We start from the raw sequence: 17,701 nt of genomic DNA, 5'->3' as shown, positions 1-17,701 counted from the left end.
GCTGCATGCGTACGTAGCCAGGAGACTGTCGATGTTGGCAACACCTCATGCCTTGTGGTTCACCCAGATGATCGAATACGAAGTACCCAGTATGTACCAGCAAGCATTGGCTCAGGCCCTGGTGGAGCGTAGTGAAGCATTGGCTGCGCGTTGCGAAGGGCTGCAGGGTGTGAGCATCCAGGCCAGCGACGATGGCTGCCGGGTGTTGCAGTACCTGCAATGGCAGTCACGCCAGGCCTGGGCTGCGGCGGCCGTGCACTTCGTCGAGGAATCGTTTCTTGACCTGCTGGGCCAGCATCAGGCACGCGGTGTCAACTTCGCCGCCTACCAGGCCCTGCGCAGCCTGGTGCGCGGGGACGATGGCGTCCTGCATTGCCAGATGGGCGGTCCTCAGGCATACCAAGGTGCGTAGTGCGGGTAGCGATCCAGGCGGGCACCGATGACCATTTCGCTGATCCATGCCGCCAGGAGCGAGCTATACGCTTTCTGGCTCTGTTCGCTGGACAGCGCGTGGTCGGCGCCGTCGACGATGCGATGGGTGAGCGAGTGGGCGTTGACGAACGCCGAGCGGTAATTCATCAAGGTACTGTGCGGCACGTAGTCATCCTGCTCGGACTCCACCAGCAACACATCCCCGCCGAATTCGGCGCACGCGGCCAGCGCGCGGTTGTCGGCCGGGCCCAAGGGACGCTGGCGATAGGCATTCAGGCGTTGACGGTCAAGGGTTTGCTTCGGGCTGCCCCATTCGTCATCCCAGTACATGGCAGGTACCCGCAGGGCCAGCCATCTGACCGGCCGTTCGCGGGTCAGCAGAGTCGCCAGGTAACCGCCATAGCTGCTGCCGATAACGGCGATGGCGCTGCTGTCGACCGCCGGGTGGCTGACCAGTCGATCGTAAGCCACCAGCAAGTCCTGCAGGTTTTGTTCACGGGTGACCGTGAGGCGCTGGCTTTCAGTTTTTTCGTGACCGCGCAGGTCAAAGGTCATGCACACGCATCCCAGTCCGGTGATATGCCGGGCGCGGGCCAGGTCACGTTGCTGGCTGCCGCCCCAGCCGTGTACGAAGAGAATGCCCGGCATTTTGGTGCCCGGGCTGACCAAAGTGCCGGCGATGCGGTCATTCTCGACCTGCAGTTCAACGGTTTCACTCTGAATGGCCATGGTCGCGAATCCGCGCAAATTTGCTGAGTTGTCCGAGTTCACTGTCGTTTCCTTGGTAAAAGAAGGTGGCGTCAGCGGGCAGGTCGGGGTTGCCGAATACTTCGTGGGTGGAAGCACGCACCCGTTGCAATGCGGGGTCATCGGCAAACGCCTGCAGGGCCAACAGTTCGGCACTGCTGGCACCACCCAGGCGCCAGGATTGTTCGAGCACCCCGCTGCACAGATGGCCCGAAGGGCTGATGCCGCGGGCGATGTCATAGTTGCGACGTGAGGCGACAAAGCCCGGGAAGTGCTGCTCGGCGGCTTGTTCGTAAACCATGGCCTGGTTGATGGCAAGGCGCAGGTGGTCGTCCAGTGGGAGCTGTAGCAACGCCTGATAGTCGCCGCGTACCACCACCAGGTCAGAACCGCCGTAGACCTCGGTACCCTGATGGTCACGTGTCAGTTGCTGGGTGCCGTGGTAGCTGCAGGTCAAGCCGGCGACGCGCACCTGGCCGACGCTGAAGGTTTGCACCTCGCTCAGGTCTTCTTCGAGCACCAGGCCCCACTGCGCCAACGTGTGGTCATCCATATCGGCCAGCAGAGGCTCCAGGGCATCTGCAGTGGTGATGACCTGTTGCCCGCGTCCCGCACAAGCCAGTACCGGTTTGACCCTCAGCGGGCCGTCGAGCAGCAGCAACTGTGCGGCAGTGCGAGCGTCGCCTTTGCTGAACACGGTGTAGCCGCGCAGCAGGGCATCGCTGGCCTGTCGGGCGAAGTCGTCGGTCCAGCCTGGCGGGAAGCTGGCTCCGGCGGGTAACGGGTGAGAGATCGCCTTGGTCGCCATGTAGGGGTACGGCACCATGCCGCCAAACAGGTCCTGTTCGCTGCAAATACCCAAGGCGGCATATCGTCTGGGGTCGATCAGGGTCTCGGTTGGCAGATAATAGTAGGCATCGGCTGCATCTGGCGGCCGCATGGGCTGTATAAGTGGGCAGCCCAGCAAACGTGCCAGGCCTTCGGCAAGCTTGAGATGAACGCCGTGCTCGTGTTCGGGCGTGTGGTCGCGGGTGTCAAGCAACACCACGCCGGCTTTCGGTTCGATGGCACTGGGCATGGTCATTTGCCTGTGTGCAATGAATGTACTGTGTGTGAAGCCGGTGTCCTGGGGAAGTTCAGGGAAACTTGATCGGTGGTCCTGGTCCTGTTGTAGGAAGTGTCCTATTGGCACAGGGCGTCGTGGGCAAGGCATGCCGTATCTTGGTCGTCGCGATTGCAGCGCCCTGGCGGCTGTTCCATTATCGGCCTATTGGATCAACCGTTATGAAGCCGCAGGAGAGCGCATGAACGTCCAGACCACCCTTGAGCAAAGCGTGCCGCAGCGACTGGTGCACGTGCGCCAAGCCATGGCGGCAGGGGGCATCGATGCCTTGCTGGTCCCCTCGGCCGACCCCCACCTTTCCGAATACCTGCCCGGTTACTGGCAGGGGCGCCAGTGGCTTTCGGGGTTCCATGGCTCGGTTGGTACGCTGGTGGTCACCCCCGGCTTTGCCGGGCTGTGGGTCGACAGCCGCTACTGGGAGCAGGCAGCTCAGGAGCTTAAGGGCAGCGGCATCGAACTGATGAAACTGTTGCCGGGCAAACCCGGGGCGTTGGAATGGTTGGGCGAAAATGTCGAGCCCAACGGTCGCGTGGCAGTGGATGGTGCGGTCATGGCCCTGGCTTCGGCGCGCCAGCTGGCTGAGCGGCTGAAGGCGCGTGGAGCGCAGCTGGTGACAGACATGGACCTGCTGGGTCAGGTCTGGGACGGGCGCCCGGCGCTGCCCGGTAACCCGGTGTACCAGCACCTGCCGCCCCACGCCACGGTGAGCCGGGCGGAAAAGCTCGCGCAATTGCGCCAGGGCATCCAGGCCAAGGGTGCCGACTGGCATTTCATCGCTACCCTGGATGACATTGCCTGGCTGTTCAACCTGCGCGGCAGCGATGTCTCCTACAATCCGGTTTTCCTGGCCTTTGCCCTGATCAATCAGCAGCAGGCCATCCTGTTCGTGGGCCAGGACAAGGTGGACGAGCACCTGCGTCATGTGCTGGAGGTCGACGGCATCGAGGTGCGCGACTACAGCGAAGCAGGCAAGGCGCTAGGCACCGTTCCTGCGGGGGCGCGGTTGCTGGTGGACCCGGCCCGGGTCACCTGCGGCCTGCTGGACAACCTGGCGGCAGAGGTGATTCTTGTCGAGGGGCTAAACCCCACCACGCTGAGCAAGTCCTGCAAGGGTGACGACGACCTGGTGCATATTCGCCAGGTCATGGAGCAGGACGGCGCAGCCTTGTGCGAGTTTTTCGCCTGGTTCGAGGCGAACCTCGGCCGGGAGGTCATTACCGAGCTGACGGTTGACGAGCAATTGAGTGCCGCGCGAGCTCGACGGCCGAATTTCGTGTCACTGAGTTTTTCTACCATTGCCGCCTTCAATGGCAATGGCGCGATGCCACACTACCGGGCCACCGAGCAGTCGCATGCGCTCATCGAGGGTAATGGCTTGCTGCTGATCGACTCGGGCGGTCAGTACCTGGGCGGCACTACCGACATCACCCGCATGGTGCCGGTCGGTAACCCCAGCCAGGCTCAGAAGCAGGACTGCACCCGTGTACTCAAGGGCATGATTGCCTTGTCGCGTGCCACGTTCCCGCGAGGGGTACTGTCGCCGTTGCTCGACGCCATTGCCCGGGCGCCGATCTGGGCTGACCAGGTCGACTATGGCCATGGTACCGGCCACGGCGTGGGCTACTTCATGAACGTGCATGAGGGACCTCAAGTGATCGCCTACCAGGCGGCACCTGCACCGCAGACGGCGATGCAAGTGGGCATGATCAGCTCGATCGAGCCGGGTACGTACCGCCCGGGGCTGTGGGGCGTTCGCATCGAGAACCTGGTGGTCAACCGAGAAGCGGGGAAGAGTGCCTTTGGTGACTTCCTGCAGTTCGAAACCTTGACGCTGTGCCCTATCGACACCCGCTGTCTGTTGCCCGAGTTGCTGACCAAGGAGGAGGTGGAGTGGCTGAACGGCTACCACGCCTGCGTACATGAGCGCCTGGCGCCCTTGCTCCAAGGGGATGCGCTAGCCTGGCTGGAGATGCGTACTGCACCGCTGTAACGCAGCGGAAAAAGGGCAGTTTGCGAACTGCCCTTTTCTCTATTTACAGATGATGATCATGCTCCGGCTGGTGTAACCCGCCGGGTTGATGCCGAACAAATAGTCACCGGCCTCTTCATCGCTATCGCCCGAGCGCGCAATGACCCGGTAGCCGCGCGTGCTGCAGGCGCTTGCGGCCTTGCTGTAGCAATTGTCCCACGAGGAAGAAAGACCGGAGCAATTGATATGCAGGCCCTTCTTGCCCCTTTTCACCTCGGTCTTGGCTGTGGCGGCACATCCAGCAATGGCCAAGATGGCCAGGATGAGAAAAATTCGTTTCATTCCTGTCCTTAAATGCAGGGCAAATCAGTTGTCACGACCCTGTCGTTGTCGCTTCGGTTCTTCCTGAACCTTCCCCCAGCGTCCGTGTTCGGCCCAGTAGATAGCGTAAAGATGATGATTCTGTGACAGCTTAATCAGCGAGACAGGCTGCTACAATCATTAATCCTTTCTCAAATGAAAATATTTCTCATATCAGTCTGCTGCGATGGCCGGGCTGGGCGCCTTGCGCATGGACAGGGTGGTGCCGACCGAAGCGGTAATGATTGCCAGAATCGCCAGCCATTGAGTGAGCGTCAGCACCTCGCCGAGGAAAAGCAGGCCGGACAATGCGCCAAATGCCGGTTCGATGCTCATCAGGGTGCCGAACGTGCGCGCCGGAATCCGCGTAAGGGCAACCATTTCCAGGCTGTATGGCAGGGCGGTGGACAGTATTGCAACGGCAAACGCCATGGGGATCACGGCAGGTGTGAGCAGAGCGCTACCGGCGTGGGCGATACCGATGGGGGCGACGAACAGGGCCGCGACCACCACCCCCAGGGCCGCGCTCTGGATGCCGTGCTCGGCCCCTGCACGTTGCCCGAACAGGATGTACAGCGCCCAGCACACACCCGCCCCCAGCGCATAGGCGGCGCCCACTGGGTCGAGTGCCTGGCCGCTGTGACCTGCCGGCAGCAACAGCAGCAGGCCTGCGATGGCCAGGGCAATCCACAGGAAATCGATCGCTCGGCGCGAGGAGAAGATCGCCACGGCCAACGGGCCGGTGAATTCCAGGGCGACGGCGATACCGATTGGTACCGTTTGCAGGGCCATATAGAAGAGGAAGTTCATGCCGCCCAGTGCCATGCCGTAGATGACCACATTGCGCAACGTGTTGGCGGTCATGCGTACCCGCCACGGGCGCAATATAAGGAGCATGATGATGCTGGCGAAGATCAGGCGCAGGGTGGTAGTGCCTTGTGCGCCGACGATCGGGAACATGCTTTTGGCCAGGGAGGCGCCGGACTGAATCGATGCCATGGCGATAAGCAGTAGGCCGATCGGGAAGAGAGTGGCGGCCAGGCTGCGGGGTTGGGTGTTCATTTAAGTGCGGCAATCCTTGGGCGGGGGAGATGGTGAGCAATATAGTGCGCAATTGGTGGGGGAGGTGGTAGCCCTCAAGCGGCTTTGCCAGAAATATTTCAAATCATTGAAATTAAAGGTTGACCTTCTCGATGGCCTCCCTATAATGCGCACCACTCCAGCGCGGTAGCGAAGCAAAGCTAGCCACTGTGTTGAGTCAAGTGTTTGAAGCTAAACGAGTTTCTCGCAAAAAACTTCAAAATAAACGCTTGACAGGCCCTGAGGAAAGCGTAGAATGCGCGCCTCGGTTGAGACGAAAAGCTCTTAACCAAACGCTCTTTAACAAATCGAATCAAGCAATTCGTGTGGGTGCTTGTGAGTACGGACTGATAGTCAAAAAGATTATCAGCATCACAAGTGGCCATGCGAGAAATCACATAGTCATTTGAGATTGCTGAGCCAAGTTTAGGGTTTCTTAAAAACCCAAGCAGTATTGAACTGAAGAGTTTGATCATGGCTCAGATTGAACGCTGGCGGCAGGCCTAACACATGCAAGTCGAGCGGATGACGGGAGCTTGCTCCTTGATTCAGCGGCGGACGGGTGAGTAATGCCTAGGAATCTGCCTGGTAGTGGGGGACAACGTTTCGAAAGGAACGCTAATACCGCATACGTCCTACGGGAGAAAGCAGGGGACCTTCGGGCCTTGCGCTATCAGATGAGCCTAGGTCGGATTAGCTAGTTGGTGGGGTAATGGCTCACCAAGGCGACGATCCGTAACTGGTCTGAGAGGATGATCAGTCACACTGGAACTGAGACACGGTCCAGACTCCTACGGGAGGCAGCAGTGGGGAATATTGGACAATGGGCGAAAGCCTGATCCAGCCATGCCGCGTGTGTGAAGAAGGTCTTCGGATTGTAAAGCACTTTAAGTTGGGAGGAAGGGCAGTAAGCTAATACCTTGCTGTTTTGACGTTACCGACAGAATAAGCACCGGCTAACTCTGTGCCAGCAGCCGCGGTAATACAGAGGGTGCAAGCGTTAATCGGAATTACTGGGCGTAAAGCGCGCGTAGGTGGTTTGTTAAGTTGGATGTGAAAGCCCCGGGCTCAACCTGGGAACTGCATCCAAAACTGGCAAGCTAGAGTACGGTAGAGGGTGGTGGAATTTCCTGTGTAGCGGTGAAATGCGTAGATATAGGAAGGAACACCAGTGGCGAAGGCGACCACCTGGACTGATACTGACACTGAGGTGCGAAAGCGTGGGGAGCAAACAGGATTAGATACCCTGGTAGTCCACGCCGTAAACGATGTCAACTAGCCGTTGGAATCCTTGAGATTTTAGTGGCGCAGCTAACGCATTAAGTTGACCGCCTGGGGAGTACGGCCGCAAGGTTAAAACTCAAATGAATTGACGGGGGCCCGCACAAGCGGTGGAGCATGTGGTTTAATTCGAAGCAACGCGAAGAACCTTACCAGGCCTTGACATGCAGAGAACTTTCCAGAGATGGATTGGTGCCTTCGGGAACTCTGACACAGGTGCTGCATGGCTGTCGTCAGCTCGTGTCGTGAGATGTTGGGTTAAGTCCCGTAACGAGCGCAACCCTTGTCCTTAGTTACCAGCACGTTATGGTGGGCACTCTAAGGAGACTGCCGGTGACAAACCGGAGGAAGGTGGGGATGACGTCAAGTCATCATGGCCCTTACGGCCTGGGCTACACACGTGCTACAATGGTCGGTACAGAGGGTTGCCAAGCCGCGAGGTGGAGCTAATCTCACAAAACCGATCGTAGTCCGGATCGCAGTCTGCAACTCGACTGCGTGAAGTCGGAATCGCTAGTAATCGCGAATCAGAATGTCGCGGTGAATACGTTCCCGGGCCTTGTACACACCGCCCGTCACACCATGGGAGTGGGTTGCACCAGAAGTAGCTAGTCTAACCTTCGGGGGGACGGTTACCACGGTGTGATTCATGACTGGGGTGAAGTCGTAACAAGGTAGCCGTAGGGGAACCTGCGGCTGGATCACCTCCTTAATCGACGACATCAGCCTGCTGATGAGCTCCCACACGAATTGCTTGATTCATTGTAAAAGACGATGCTGTAACGCGACCCTGTTATAGGTCTGTAGCTCAGTTGGTTAGAGCGCACCCCTGATAAGGGTGAGGTCGGCAGTTCAAATCTGCCCAGACCTACCATTACATGGTTCAGCCGTAGAATACGGGGCCATAGCTCAGCTGGGAGAGCGCCTGCCTTGCACGCAGGAGGTCAGCGGTTCGATCCCGCTTGGCTCCACCACTTTCGCCGTACGCAGTCACTTGTCAGAACTTAGAAATGAACATTCAGATCGAATGTTGATTTCTGACTTTTGTCAGATCGTTCTTTAAAAATTCGGATATGTGATAGATATAGACTGAACACCAGTTTCACTGCTGGTGGATCAGGCTAAGGTAAAATTTGTGAGTTCTGCTCGAAAGAGCAACGTACGAATTTTCGGCGAATGTCGTCTTCACAGTATAACCAGATTGCTTGGGGTTATATGGTCAAGTGAAGAAGCGCATACGGTGGATGCCTTGGCAGTCAGAGGCGATGAAAGACGTGGTAGCCTGCGATAAGCTTTGGGGAGTCGGCAAACAGACTGTGATCCAGAGATCTCTGAATGGGGGAACCCAGCCAGCACAAGCTGGTTATCTTGTACTGAATACATAGGTGCAAGAGGCGAACCAGGGGAACTGAAACATCTAAGTACCCTGAGGAAAAGAAATCAACCGAGATTCCCTTAGTAGTGGCGAGCGAACGGGGACCAGCCCTTAAGTTGATTTGAGATTAGTGGAACGCTCTGGAAAGTGCGGCCATAGTGGGTGATAGCCCCGTACACGAAAATCTCTTGTCAATGAAATCGAGTAGGACGGAGCACGAGAAACTTTGTCTGAATATGGGGGGACCATCCTCCAAGGCTAAATACTACTGACTGACCGATAGTGAACCAGTACCGTGAGGGAAAGGCGAAAAGAACCCCGGAGAGGGGAGTGAAATAGAACCTGAAACCGTATGCGTACAAGCAGTGGGAGCCTACTTTGTTAGGTGACTGCGTACCTTTTGTATAATGGGTCAGCGACTTATATTCAGTGGCGAGCTTAACCGAATAGGGGAGGCGTAGCGAAAGCGAGTCTTAATAGGGCGTTTAGTCGCTGGGTATAGACCCGAAACCGGGCGATCTATCCATGGGCAGGTTGAAGGTTAGGTAACACTGACTGGAGGACCGAACCGACTACCGTTGAAAAGTTAGCGGATGACCTGTGGATCGGAGTGAAAGGCTAATCAAGCTCGGAGATAGCTGGTTCTCCTCGAAAGCTATTTAGGTAGCGCCTCATGTATCACTGTAGGGGGTAGAGCACTGTTTCGGCTAGGGGGTCATCCCGACTTACCAAACCGATGCAAACTCCGAATACCTACAAGTGCCGAGCATGGGAGACACACGGCGGGTGCTAACGTCCGTCGTGAAAAGGGAAACAACCCAGACCGTCAGCTAAGGTCCCAAAGTCATGGTTAAGTGGGAAACGATGTGGGAAGGCTTAGACAGCTAGGAGGTTGGCTTAGAAGCAGCCACCCTTTAAAGAAAGCGTAATAGCTCACTAGTCGAGTCGGCCTGCGCGGAAGATGTAACGGGGCTCAAACCATGCACCGAAGCTACGGGTATCATCTTATGATGATGCGGTAGAGGAGCGTTCTGTAAGCCTGTGAAGGTGAGTTGAGAAGCTTGCTGGAGGTATCAGAAGTGCGAATGCTGACATGAGTAACGACAATGCGAGTGAAAAACTCGCACGCCGAAAGACCAAGGTTTCCTGCGCAACGTTAATCGACGCAGGGTTAGTCGGTCCCTAAGGCGAGGCTGAAAAGCGTAGTCGATGGAAAACAGGTTAATATTCCTGTACTTCCAGTTATTGCGATGGAGGGACGGAGAAGGTTAGGCCAGCCTGGCGTTGGTTGTCCAGGTTTAAGGTGGTAGGCTGAAATCTTAGGCAAATCCGGGATTTCAAGGCCGAGAGCTGATGACGAGTTGCCTTTAGGCGACGAAGTGGTTGATACCATGCTTCCAAGAAAAGCTCCTAAGCTTCAGATAACTGGGAACCGTACCCCAAACCGACACAGGTGGTTAGGTAGAGAATACCAAGGCGCTTGAGAGAACTCGGGTGAAGGAACTAGGCAAAATGGCACCGTAACTTCGGGAGAAGGTGCGCCGGCGAGGGTGAAGGACTTGCTCCGTAAGCCCATGCCGGTCGAAGATACCAGGCCGCTGCGACTGTTTATTAAAAACACAGCACTCTGCAAACACGAAAGTGGACGTATAGGGTGTGACGCCTGCCCGGTGCCGGAAGGTTAATTGATGGGGTTAGCGCAAGCGAAGCTCTTGATCGAAGCCCCGGTAAACGGCGGCCGTAACTATAACGGTCCTAAGGTAGCGAAATTCCTTGTCGGGTAAGTTCCGACCTGCACGAATGGCGTAACGATGGCGGCGCTGTCTCCACCCGAGACTCAGTGAAATTGAAATCGCTGTGAAGATGCAGTGTATCCGCGGCTAGACGGAAAGACCCCGTGAACCTTTACTATAGCTTTGCACTGGACTTTGAATTTGCTTGTGTAGGATAGGTGGGAGGCTTTGAAGTGGGGACGCCAGTTCTCATGGAGCCATCCTTGAAATACCACCCTGGCAACTTTGAGGTTCTAACTCAGGTCCGTTATCCGGATCGAGGACAGTGTATGGTGGGTAGTTTGACTGGGGCGGTCTCCTCCCAAAGAGTAACGGAGGAGTACGAAGGTGCGCTCAGACCGGTCGGAAATCGGTCGTAGAGTATAAAGGCAAAAGCGCGCTTGACTGCGAGACAAACACGTCGAGCAGGTACGAAAGTAGGTCTTAGTGATCCGGTGGTTCTGTATGGAAGGGCCATCGCTCAACGGATAAAAGGTACTCCGGGGATAACAGGCTGATACCGCCCAAGAGTTCATATCGACGGCGGTGTTTGGCACCTCGATGTCGGCTCATCACATCCTGGGGCTGAAGCCGGTCCCAAGGGTATGGCTGTTCGCCATTTAAAGTGGTACGCGAGCTGGGTTTAGAACGTCGTGAGACAGTTCGGTCCCTATCTGCCGTGGACGTTTGAGATTTGAGAGGGGCTGCTCCTAGTACGAGAGGACCGGAGTGGACGAACCTCTGGTGTTCCGGTTGTCACGCCAGTGGCATTGCCGGGTAGCTATGTTCGGAAGAGATAACCGCTGAAAGCATCTAAGCGGGAAACTTGCCTCAAGATGAGATCTCACTGGGATCTTGAATCCCCTAAAGGGCCGTCGAAGACTACGACGTTGATAGGTTGGGTGTGTAAGCGCTGTGAGGCGTTGAGCTAACCAATACTAATTGCCCGTGAGGCTTGACCATATAACACCCAAGCAATTTGCTGACGCAGATTGCGGTGGTGAAGACGAAAGACCCGAAAATTCGTAAGACCACAAATATCGCATATCCGGATTCGCTGGGCTGTCCATCTGGACATTCTGGCAACAGAATTTCTTGACGACCATAGAGCATTGGAACCACCTGATCCCATCCCGAACTCAGTAGTGAAACGATGCATCGCCGATGGTAGTGTGGGGTTTCCCCATGTGAGAGTAGGTCATCGTCAAGATTCACTTCGCAAAACCCCTATCTGCGCATGCAGGTAGGGGTTTTGTCTTTGTGGGCAAAAAAGCCTGGGCTTGCTTGAGTCCCTGTGGGAGCGGAGATGGCACCGGCGTTGCCGGTGTTCGCGGGTAAACCCGCTCCTACAGCGGCCTGTGTCCACCCCCCGATGTGTGTTTACCACCGATCTGTGTAGGAGCGGGTTTACCCGCGAATACGGTGGCGGCGGCAACGCTGAACGGCGGGTGGAAATTGGCCCGCAGGCGCGGCCCATTCGCGGGTAAACCCGCTCCTACAAATCATGAAATGTGCGTCATTTATACCTGACGAATGACAGCGTAATGCTACGCTCGCGGAAATACTCACCACGGATACTTACCATGGAAATGAACTGGCATCAGGCCCTGCAAGAGAGCCTAAGCTGGCTGGCAATCGCCTCGTTCATCACCCTTGTCAGCTTCACTGCAGCCGCAACTCTGGCCGTGCGTTTTACACGCTGGGGCAGCCAGTTCTGGCAGCTTGCCGGGCCCTATTTCAGTTTCAGGCGCAGTTGGCGGCCGTTGCTGGTGTTTGCCCTGCTGCTGGTCCTGACGCTGTTTTCGGTTCGCCTGAACGTGCTGTTTTCGTTTTGGTACAACGGCTTCTACAGCGCCTTGCAGGGCCTTGACCAGGCGGCGTTCTGGTACCTGCTCGGCGTCTTCGCGGTGCTGGCCACCATCCATGTGCTGCGCTCGCTGTTCACCTTCTATGTCAGCCAGGCATTCAGTATCAAGTGGCGGGTCTGGCTGACCGAGCGCCTGACCCACGACTGGATGCAGGGCGATGCCTATTACCGTGGCCAGTTCCTTGCCGAGCCAGTGGACAACCCTGACCAGCGTATCGAACTGGACGTTAACGCTTTCGTCACCAACTCAGTCAGCCTTGCCTTGGGCGCAGTCAGTGCACTGGTTTCACTGGTGGCGTTCACCGGCATCCTCTGGGGGCTGTCAGCACCGTTGACGGTGGCCGGCGTGGAGATCCCTCGGGCGATGGTATTTGCCGTTTACCTGTATGTCATCATCGCCACCTGGGTCGCCTTCCGCCTCGGGCGCCCACTGATCCGGCTTAACTTCCTCAACGAGAAACTCACCGCCAACTTCCGTTACGCGTTGATGCGCCTGCGTGAGAACGCCGAGAACATTGCCTTCTACCAAGGTGCGCAAGTCGAGCGGGGCACGTTGCTCGGCCGTTTTGCTGCCTTGATCGTGAATGTCTGGGCATTGGTGTATCGGAACCTGAAGTTCAGTGGCTTCAACTTGGGTGTCAGTCAGGTTGCTGTTGTGTTTCCGTTCATTCTTCAGGCGCCGCGCTTCTTCAGTGGGGCGATCAAGCTGGGCGACGTCATGCAAACTTCCCAGGCCTTTGGGCAGGTGCAGGATTCTCTGTCGTTCTTCCGTGAGTCGTACGATGCGTTCGCGCAGTACCGCGCGACCCTTGATCGTCTCACCGGCTTTCTCGATGCCAACCAGCAGGCAAGTGCGTTGCCGCGCGTCACGACCGAAGACCAGGCGCATGCGCTGCAGATCGCGGGGTTGCAGGTGCTACGCCCGGACGGACATGCCCTTATCGCCGACCTGGACCTGAGCCTGCACGCCGGTCAGGCGTTGTTGATCAAAGGGCCATCGGGCAGTGGTAAAACCACGCTGCTGCGTGCCCTGGCGGGCCTTTGGCCGTATGCCGAAGGCAAGGTCAGGCGGCCAACGGGCCATCAGGCACTGTTCCTGTCGCAACGCCCGTACCTGCCGCTGGGTGACTTGCGTACCGTCATTGCCTACCCGGCAGCCAGCAACCCCAAGGATGAACTGCTCATGCAGCAGGCATTGCGCCAGGTCAACCTGGCCCATCTCGCCGAGCGTCTGGACGTCAGCTGTGACTGGTCACACATCCTCTCGGTGGGCGAGCAGCAGCGCCTGGCGTTCGCCCGGGTACTGTTCAACAGGCCACAGGTGGTGTTCCTCGACGAGTCCACCTCGGCGATGGATGAAGGGCTCGAGCATGCCCTGTATGCGTTGTTGCGTTCGGAGATGCCGAGTGCATTGCTGGTCAGTGTCGGCCACCGCAGCACACTGGCAGCGTTCCATACTCACCGGCTTGAGGTGGATGGACATGGCGGTTGGTCGTTGCTGGAGCAGGAGGCTGCGCTGGCCTAGTTCGGCTTGAGTTCCCGGAGCCCCTCACCAGCGCAGCGCATCTCGTGCAACGCACTGCTATGTGTGGGGGCTGTCGAGCACCACGATGTTTTTCAATAATTCCAGAATCCCGCGACCCAGCGGAACCCTTGCCAACCGAGCGGCGCAGGTGCTGGGCCGTATTCGTGAGCTGATCCGCAAAGCCCCGCCGCAGAAGCAGGCGGTGGGCGTCAACGCCGTGGTGCTGGAGATGGTCGACTTCACTCGTGGCGAGGCCGTGAGGGCAAGGGCACAGGTGCATGCCGCGCTCGCCGAGGGCTTGCCGCAGGTGCTGGCCGACCGTGTGGAGTTGCAGCAGGTGCTGCTGAACCTGATCCTCAACGCGCTGGAAGCGATGCTGGAGGTTGAAGGCGTTCGTAAGCTGCAAATAAGCACGGCCCTCGACCAGGAGGGGGTGCGGGTAACGGTGGCGGACAGCGGGCCCGGATTTGCAGTGGAAAACGTAGAACAGGTTTTCGAGCCTTTTTACACCACCAAGGCGACCGGCCTGGGCATGGGGCTGTCGATCTGCCGCTCGATCATCGATAGCCACGGCGGCCGCTTCTGGGCCAGCCCCAAGCAAAGTCCTGGCGCCCAAGTGCAGTTCACCTTGCCAGCGCTTCTGGTTGATTCAGGTCAATAGTCATCAAGCTGTCGGTTGCATGTTTCTTTTAGTTCGTATCAGCTAGATGGCAAAGAGAACCTAAGCGTGACGAGCGATTTATCAGCATGCTGATACAGCGACGACCGCTCATGTCCACCTAAGCCCGTTACAGTCGAGCTGTGCGCACAGGGGAGTCTCATTGAAAACGCCGGTGGTCGACGCAGTCGTTGAGCAAACACCAATCCCTACGCATACCGTGGCCTGGCACACCCTGCCAGCCGAGCAGGTGACAAACCTGCTTGAGGTCAATGCGCATGTCGGACTGGAGGTTGCCGAGGTTCAAGCCCGTCTTGACCGCGCTGGTTTCAATCGCCTGCCAGAGGCAGCACGGCGCCCGGCCTGGTTTCGATTCTTGCTGCAATTTCACAACATCCTGATTTACGTGCTTTTAGGATCCGCTGCGATTACCGCGATGCTGCAACATCTGTGGGATACGGTAGTGATCCTGGCGGTGGTAATTGCAAACGCAATCATTGGCTACGTTCAGGAAGGCAAAGCAGAAAAGGCGATGGATGCTATCCGGCAGATGCTGGCACCGCGCGCCGCCGTGATTCGCGCAGGCGAACGCTTGAGTATTGCGGGTGAGGAGTTGGTACCGGGCGATATCGTATTGCTGGAGGCGGGAGACAAAGTCCCTGCTGATTTACGCTTGCTGCACGCCAACAGGCTTCACATTCAGGAAGCCATTCTTACCGGTGAATCCGTACCCGTAGAAAAACATACCCAATCAGTGCCCCTTGACGCAGCCTTGGGTAACCGTACTTGCATGGCGTTCAGCGGTACGCTCGTGACTTGCGGACAAGCAACAGGCGTTGTAGTGGCTACCGCAGCAGCAGCCGAGATCGGACGCATCAGCACTCTACTAGCAGATGTAGAAACGCTGACCACTCCGCTGGTGCAGCAAATGAACGTGTTTGCCCGCTGGCTGACGATCCTGATTTTGTTAGTCGGCGGCTTATTGCTCGTATTCGGCCATTATGTCGGGCACTACGCCTTCACCGAGATCTTCATGGTCGTGGTGGGGATGTCGGTAGCGGCTATACCTGAAGGGCTGCCTGCCGTCCTTACCATTACGCTGGCCGTCGGAGTTCGGGCAATGGCTCGACGCAACGCTATCGTGCGCCGTCTGCCTACCATCGAAACACTAGGCTCGGTGTCCGTCATCTGCACTGACAAAACCGGCACATTGACCCGCAACGAAATGATGGTGGCAACGGTCGTCACGAACGATCTGGTCTTCACGGTCGATGGCGCGGGTTATCAGCCCGCAGGAAGCATCAGTCTTGCCGAACAGTTAATTGACCTATCGTCTCACCCCGCGCTGTCGGAACTGGGACGAGCAGCAGGTCTTTGCAACGATGCCGTACTGCGCCTGCATGACGATGTATGGACGGTAGAAGGTGATCCGATGGAGGGGGCCTTGCTGGCATTCTCCGGGAAAACCGGAATTGATCGAGATGAAGATCGTCGGGCTTGGCCCCGCACTGATGCCATACCGTTTGACGCTAAACACCGCTTCATGGCGACACTGCATCACAATCATGATGGACATGCCTCCATCTACGTGAAAGGCGCGCCAGAGCAGCTACTGGCCATGTGCACGCATCAGCTTGCAAGCACTCGCGAGACTGAACCGCTCAATGTGGACTACTGGCACGCAAAGGCGAACGCCATTGCTGCCAAGGGGCAGCGTGTATTGGCGTTTGCAGTAAGGCCGGTTCGGCCCGAGCACACCGTGTTGGCGTTCGGGGACGTGCAAGGAAAGTTGACGTTGCTGGGCATGGTCGGTCTGATTGATCCACCTAGACCCGAGACGTTAAAGGCGGTTCAGCAATGCCAAGAAGCAGGCATTTCCGTAAAAATGATCACTGGCGATCATGACGGTACCGCCGCGGCTATCGGTCGCCAGATAGGCCTGCAAAATGCCGACAAGGTGTTGACTGGCGTGGACCTGGACGCCATGAACGATGCAGCCCTCAAGGAGGCGGTAAAGGGCATCAACATTTTTGCTCGCACCAGTCCCGAACATAAGCTCAGGTTGGTAATGTTGCTGCAATCGAATGGTATGACAGTGGCCATGACCGGCGATGGCGTTAACGACGCACCGGCGCTAAAGCGTGCAGACGCCGGTATAGCCATGGGTGGAAAAGGCAGTGAGGCCGCCAAGGAGGCCGCAGACCTGGTGTTGGCCGATGACAACTTCGCCTCCATCGTCGCTGCAGTACGCGAAGGCCGAACAGTCTATGACAACATCAAGAAAGTGTTGAGCTGGACGCTGCCTACCAACGCAGGCGAGACCATGACCATCATTGTCGCGCTGCTCCTCGGCATTACGCTGCCGGTGACGCCGATACAGATTCTGTGGATCAACCTGATAACCGCAGTGACCCTCGGCATCGCGCTCGCGTTCGAGCCCACCGAAGAAAACACCATGTGCAGACCGCCCCGTTCACGTAAGGAACCACTCATAAGCGGAGCTCTGGTCTGGCATATGGTGCTTGTTTCCATTCTTTTCCTCTGCGGTGTTTATGGCATTTTTTCTTATGCACTCGACCGTGGCTACTCCGTTGAGTTGGCCCGAACCCTCGCGGTGAACTCGTTAGTCGTGATGGAAATATTCCACCTGTTCTTCATTCGTAACCTCTACAGCACATCGCTTACCTGGAAGGGTATTCGCGGCACCAAGGTCGTGTGGATCACCGTCATGGTGATTACCTTCGCTCAGTTCGCCATCACGTATGCGCCACCGCTGCAAAAGGTATTTGCAACGGAGGCAATCCCCTTCCTTGATGGCCTGCTGATCATCGGGGTTGGCGTTGCGCTATTTGCGGTTATCGAGATAGAAAAACAGATTCGAATCCGCTTGTCCGAGTAGAACGGGTTGAATGCTGGCGGCACCCGGAACGACAAGTACCTTCATGACCTGAAAGAGGATTTGGAACATGCACAAAATACTGGTTGCGGTTGATGGTTCCGAGCATTCGGAACGCGCCGTGCGTTACCTTATTGGGCTTATCCAAGAGGGTGGGTTGCTGGGCGGTAATGTTGAGGTACATCTGTTGAATGTACAGCCACTTTTACCCACTCGAATCGCAAATGGCATGAGCGAGGATGAGCGTGATCGCTACTATGGGGATAGAAGTGCCGAGGATTTACGAAAGGCTGAGGTGCTTCTGAAGCAAGAAGGGATTGCATTCACACTCCATAGCTTGCAAGGCGATGCAGCCAGTCAAATTGTGGCGTGTGCGCATTTCCTTGGATGTGACAGCATCATCCTGGGTTCGCATGGCAATGGTTTTTTGGCAGGGATTTTTCTGGGGTCTGTCGCGGCAAAGGTGATTCAGCTCTCGGATTTACCCATCACCTTGGTCAAATAAGAGATCGTGGTGCGCGTTCAGTTGACCGAGCCGGCCATTGCTCACTCCAGGATCCTGGCTTGTCGGCTCGCTGCGCTATTGCTAGTGTCGATCTATGACTGACTATTGCCT

At 57.1% G+C, this 17,701-nt stretch carries 9 protein-coding genes, 2 tRNA genes, 3 rRNA genes and 1 pseudogene; 11 read left to right on the top strand and 4 right to left on the bottom strand.

What is annotated here, in order from left to right:
* Positions 1–31 precede the first annotated feature (31 nt).
* A complete protein-coding gene (locus ACI7M0_RS17655; protein ID WP_010953211.1) occupies positions 32–412 on the top strand; it encodes an antibiotic biosynthesis monooxygenase in 381 nt (126 codons plus the stop codon).
* On the opposite strand, the gene ACI7M0_RS17650 is transcribed toward ACI7M0_RS17655, so the two are convergent.
* Together ACI7M0_RS17650 and ACI7M0_RS17645 are read right to left on the bottom strand one after the other, a co-directional pair.
* Positions 391–1,161: a S9 family peptidase gene (locus tag ACI7M0_RS17650; RefSeq protein ID WP_104962163.1), complete on the bottom strand. Its 771-nt coding sequence runs from the start codon at positions 1,159–1,161 to the stop codon at positions 391–393. The two genes, ACI7M0_RS17655 and ACI7M0_RS17650, sit on opposite strands and share 22 nt — an antisense overlap.
* Positions 1,145–2,263 carry a DUF3182 family protein gene (locus ACI7M0_RS17645; protein WP_129933749.1) on the bottom strand — a complete coding sequence of 373 codons (1,119 nt, stop codon included), beginning with the start codon at positions 2,261–2,263 and terminating at the stop codon, positions 1,145–1,147. Before ACI7M0_RS17645 ends, ACI7M0_RS17650 begins: the two co-directional genes overlap by 17 nt.
* Before the next feature lie 220 nt (positions 2,264–2,483).
* Between ACI7M0_RS17645 and ACI7M0_RS17640 the strand changes: the two genes are divergently transcribed.
* Positions 2,484–4,292: an aminopeptidase P family protein gene (locus ACI7M0_RS17640; RefSeq protein WP_104962161.1), complete on the top strand. Its 1,809-nt coding sequence runs from the start codon at positions 2,484–2,486 to the stop codon at positions 4,290–4,292.
* Positions 4,293–4,331: 39 nt separating this feature from the next.
* Here ACI7M0_RS17640 and ACI7M0_RS17635 read toward each other — a convergent pair whose 3' ends face one another.
* Entirely contained in the window at positions 4,332–4,613 is a 282-nt protein-coding gene (locus tag ACI7M0_RS17635) for a hypothetical protein (RefSeq protein ID WP_014591706.1), read from the bottom strand.
* Positions 4,614–4,805: 192 nt separating this feature from the next.
* The gene (gene rhtA, locus ACI7M0_RS17630) at positions 4,806–5,693 is read right to left on the bottom strand and encodes a threonine/homoserine exporter RhtA (protein ID WP_010953215.1); all 888 of its coding nucleotides are present in this window, start codon (positions 5,691–5,693) and stop codon (positions 4,806–4,808) included.
* Between the two features lie 474 nt (positions 5,694–6,167).
* On the opposite strand from rhtA, the gene ACI7M0_RS17625 reads away from it, so the two are divergent.
* The 9 genes and pseudogenes from ACI7M0_RS17625 to ACI7M0_RS17585 all read left to right on the top strand — a co-directional run bounded on the left by ACI7M0_RS17625 (position 6,168) and on the right by ACI7M0_RS17585 (position 17,590).
* Positions 6,168–7,704, top strand: a 16S ribosomal RNA gene (locus tag ACI7M0_RS17625).
* A gap of 85 nt (positions 7,705–7,789) precedes the next feature.
* Positions 7,790–7,866 (top strand) — tRNA-Ile (locus ACI7M0_RS17620).
* 24 nt (positions 7,867–7,890) lie between these two features.
* A tRNA-Ala gene (locus tag ACI7M0_RS17615) sits at positions 7,891–7,966 on the top strand.
* Between the two features lie 243 nt (positions 7,967–8,209).
* Positions 8,210–11,102 (top strand): 23S ribosomal RNA (locus tag ACI7M0_RS17610).
* Positions 11,103–11,233: 131 nt separating this feature from the next.
* Positions 11,234–11,349 (top strand): 5S ribosomal RNA (gene rrf, locus ACI7M0_RS17605).
* Together the 16S, 23S and 5S rRNA genes with 2 tRNA genes alongside form the textbook arrangement of a ribosomal RNA operon.
* 373 nt (positions 11,350–11,722) lie before the next feature.
* Complete coding sequence (locus tag ACI7M0_RS17600) at positions 11,723–13,531, top strand: ABC transporter ATP-binding protein/permease (RefSeq protein ID WP_019438694.1); 1,809 nt, start codon at positions 11,723–11,725, stop codon at positions 13,529–13,531.
* A 130-nt stretch (positions 13,532–13,661) separates the two neighbouring features.
* A pseudogene (locus ACI7M0_RS17595) lies at positions 13,662–14,192 on the top strand (sensor histidine kinase); the annotation flags it as partial.
* A 160-nt stretch (positions 14,193–14,352) separates the two neighbouring features.
* Positions 14,353–17,088 carry a cation-transporting P-type ATPase gene (locus ACI7M0_RS17590; protein WP_256658299.1) on the top strand — a complete coding sequence of 912 codons (2,736 nt, stop codon included), beginning with the start codon at positions 14,353–14,355 and terminating at the stop codon, positions 17,086–17,088.
* Between the two features lie 67 nt (positions 17,089–17,155).
* Complete coding sequence (locus ACI7M0_RS17585) at positions 17,156–17,590, top strand: universal stress protein (protein WP_129934011.1); 435 nt, start codon at positions 17,156–17,158, stop codon at positions 17,588–17,590.
* The last annotated feature ends 111 nt before the right edge of the window (positions 17,591–17,701 follow it).

Origin of the sequence: Pseudomonas sp. 10(2024), from assembly GCF_045164175.1 — a bacterium.
Lineage (GTDB): Bacteria > Pseudomonadota > Gammaproteobacteria > Pseudomonadales > Pseudomonadaceae > Aquipseudomonas > Aquipseudomonas alloputida.
Note: the sequence above shows the minus strand (reverse complement) of the source record. Positions and strands in the feature narration are given on the sequence as shown.

Bases quoted from the DNA above. Each gene is read 5' to 3' on its own strand.
- ACI7M0_RS17650 (WP_104962163.1), bottom strand. From the start codon at position 1,161: ATGGCCATTCAGAGTGAAACCGTTGAACTGCAGGTCGAGAATGACCGC.
- ACI7M0_RS17645 (WP_129933749.1), bottom strand. From the start codon at position 2,263: ATGACCATGCCCAGTGCCATCGAACCGAAAGCCGGCGTGGTGTTGCTT.
- ACI7M0_RS17640 (WP_104962161.1), top strand. From the start codon at position 2,484: ATGAACGTCCAGACCACCCTTGAGCAAAGCGTGCCGCAGCGACTGGTG.
- ACI7M0_RS17585 (WP_129934011.1), top strand. From the start codon at position 17,156: ATGCACAAAATACTGGTTGCGGTTGATGGTTCCGAGCATTCGGAACGC.
- rhtA (WP_010953215.1), bottom strand. From the start codon at position 5,693: ATGAACACCCAACCCCGCAGCCTGGCCGCCACTCTCTTCCCGATCGGC.
- ACI7M0_RS17600 (WP_019438694.1), top strand. From the start codon at position 11,723: ATGGAAATGAACTGGCATCAGGCCCTGCAAGAGAGCCTAAGCTGGCTG.
- ACI7M0_RS17635 (WP_014591706.1), bottom strand. From the start codon at position 4,613: ATGAAACGAATTTTTCTCATCCTGGCCATCTTGGCCATTGCTGGATGT.
- ACI7M0_RS17655 (WP_010953211.1), top strand. From the start codon at position 32: ATGTTGGCAACACCTCATGCCTTGTGGTTCACCCAGATGATCGAATAC.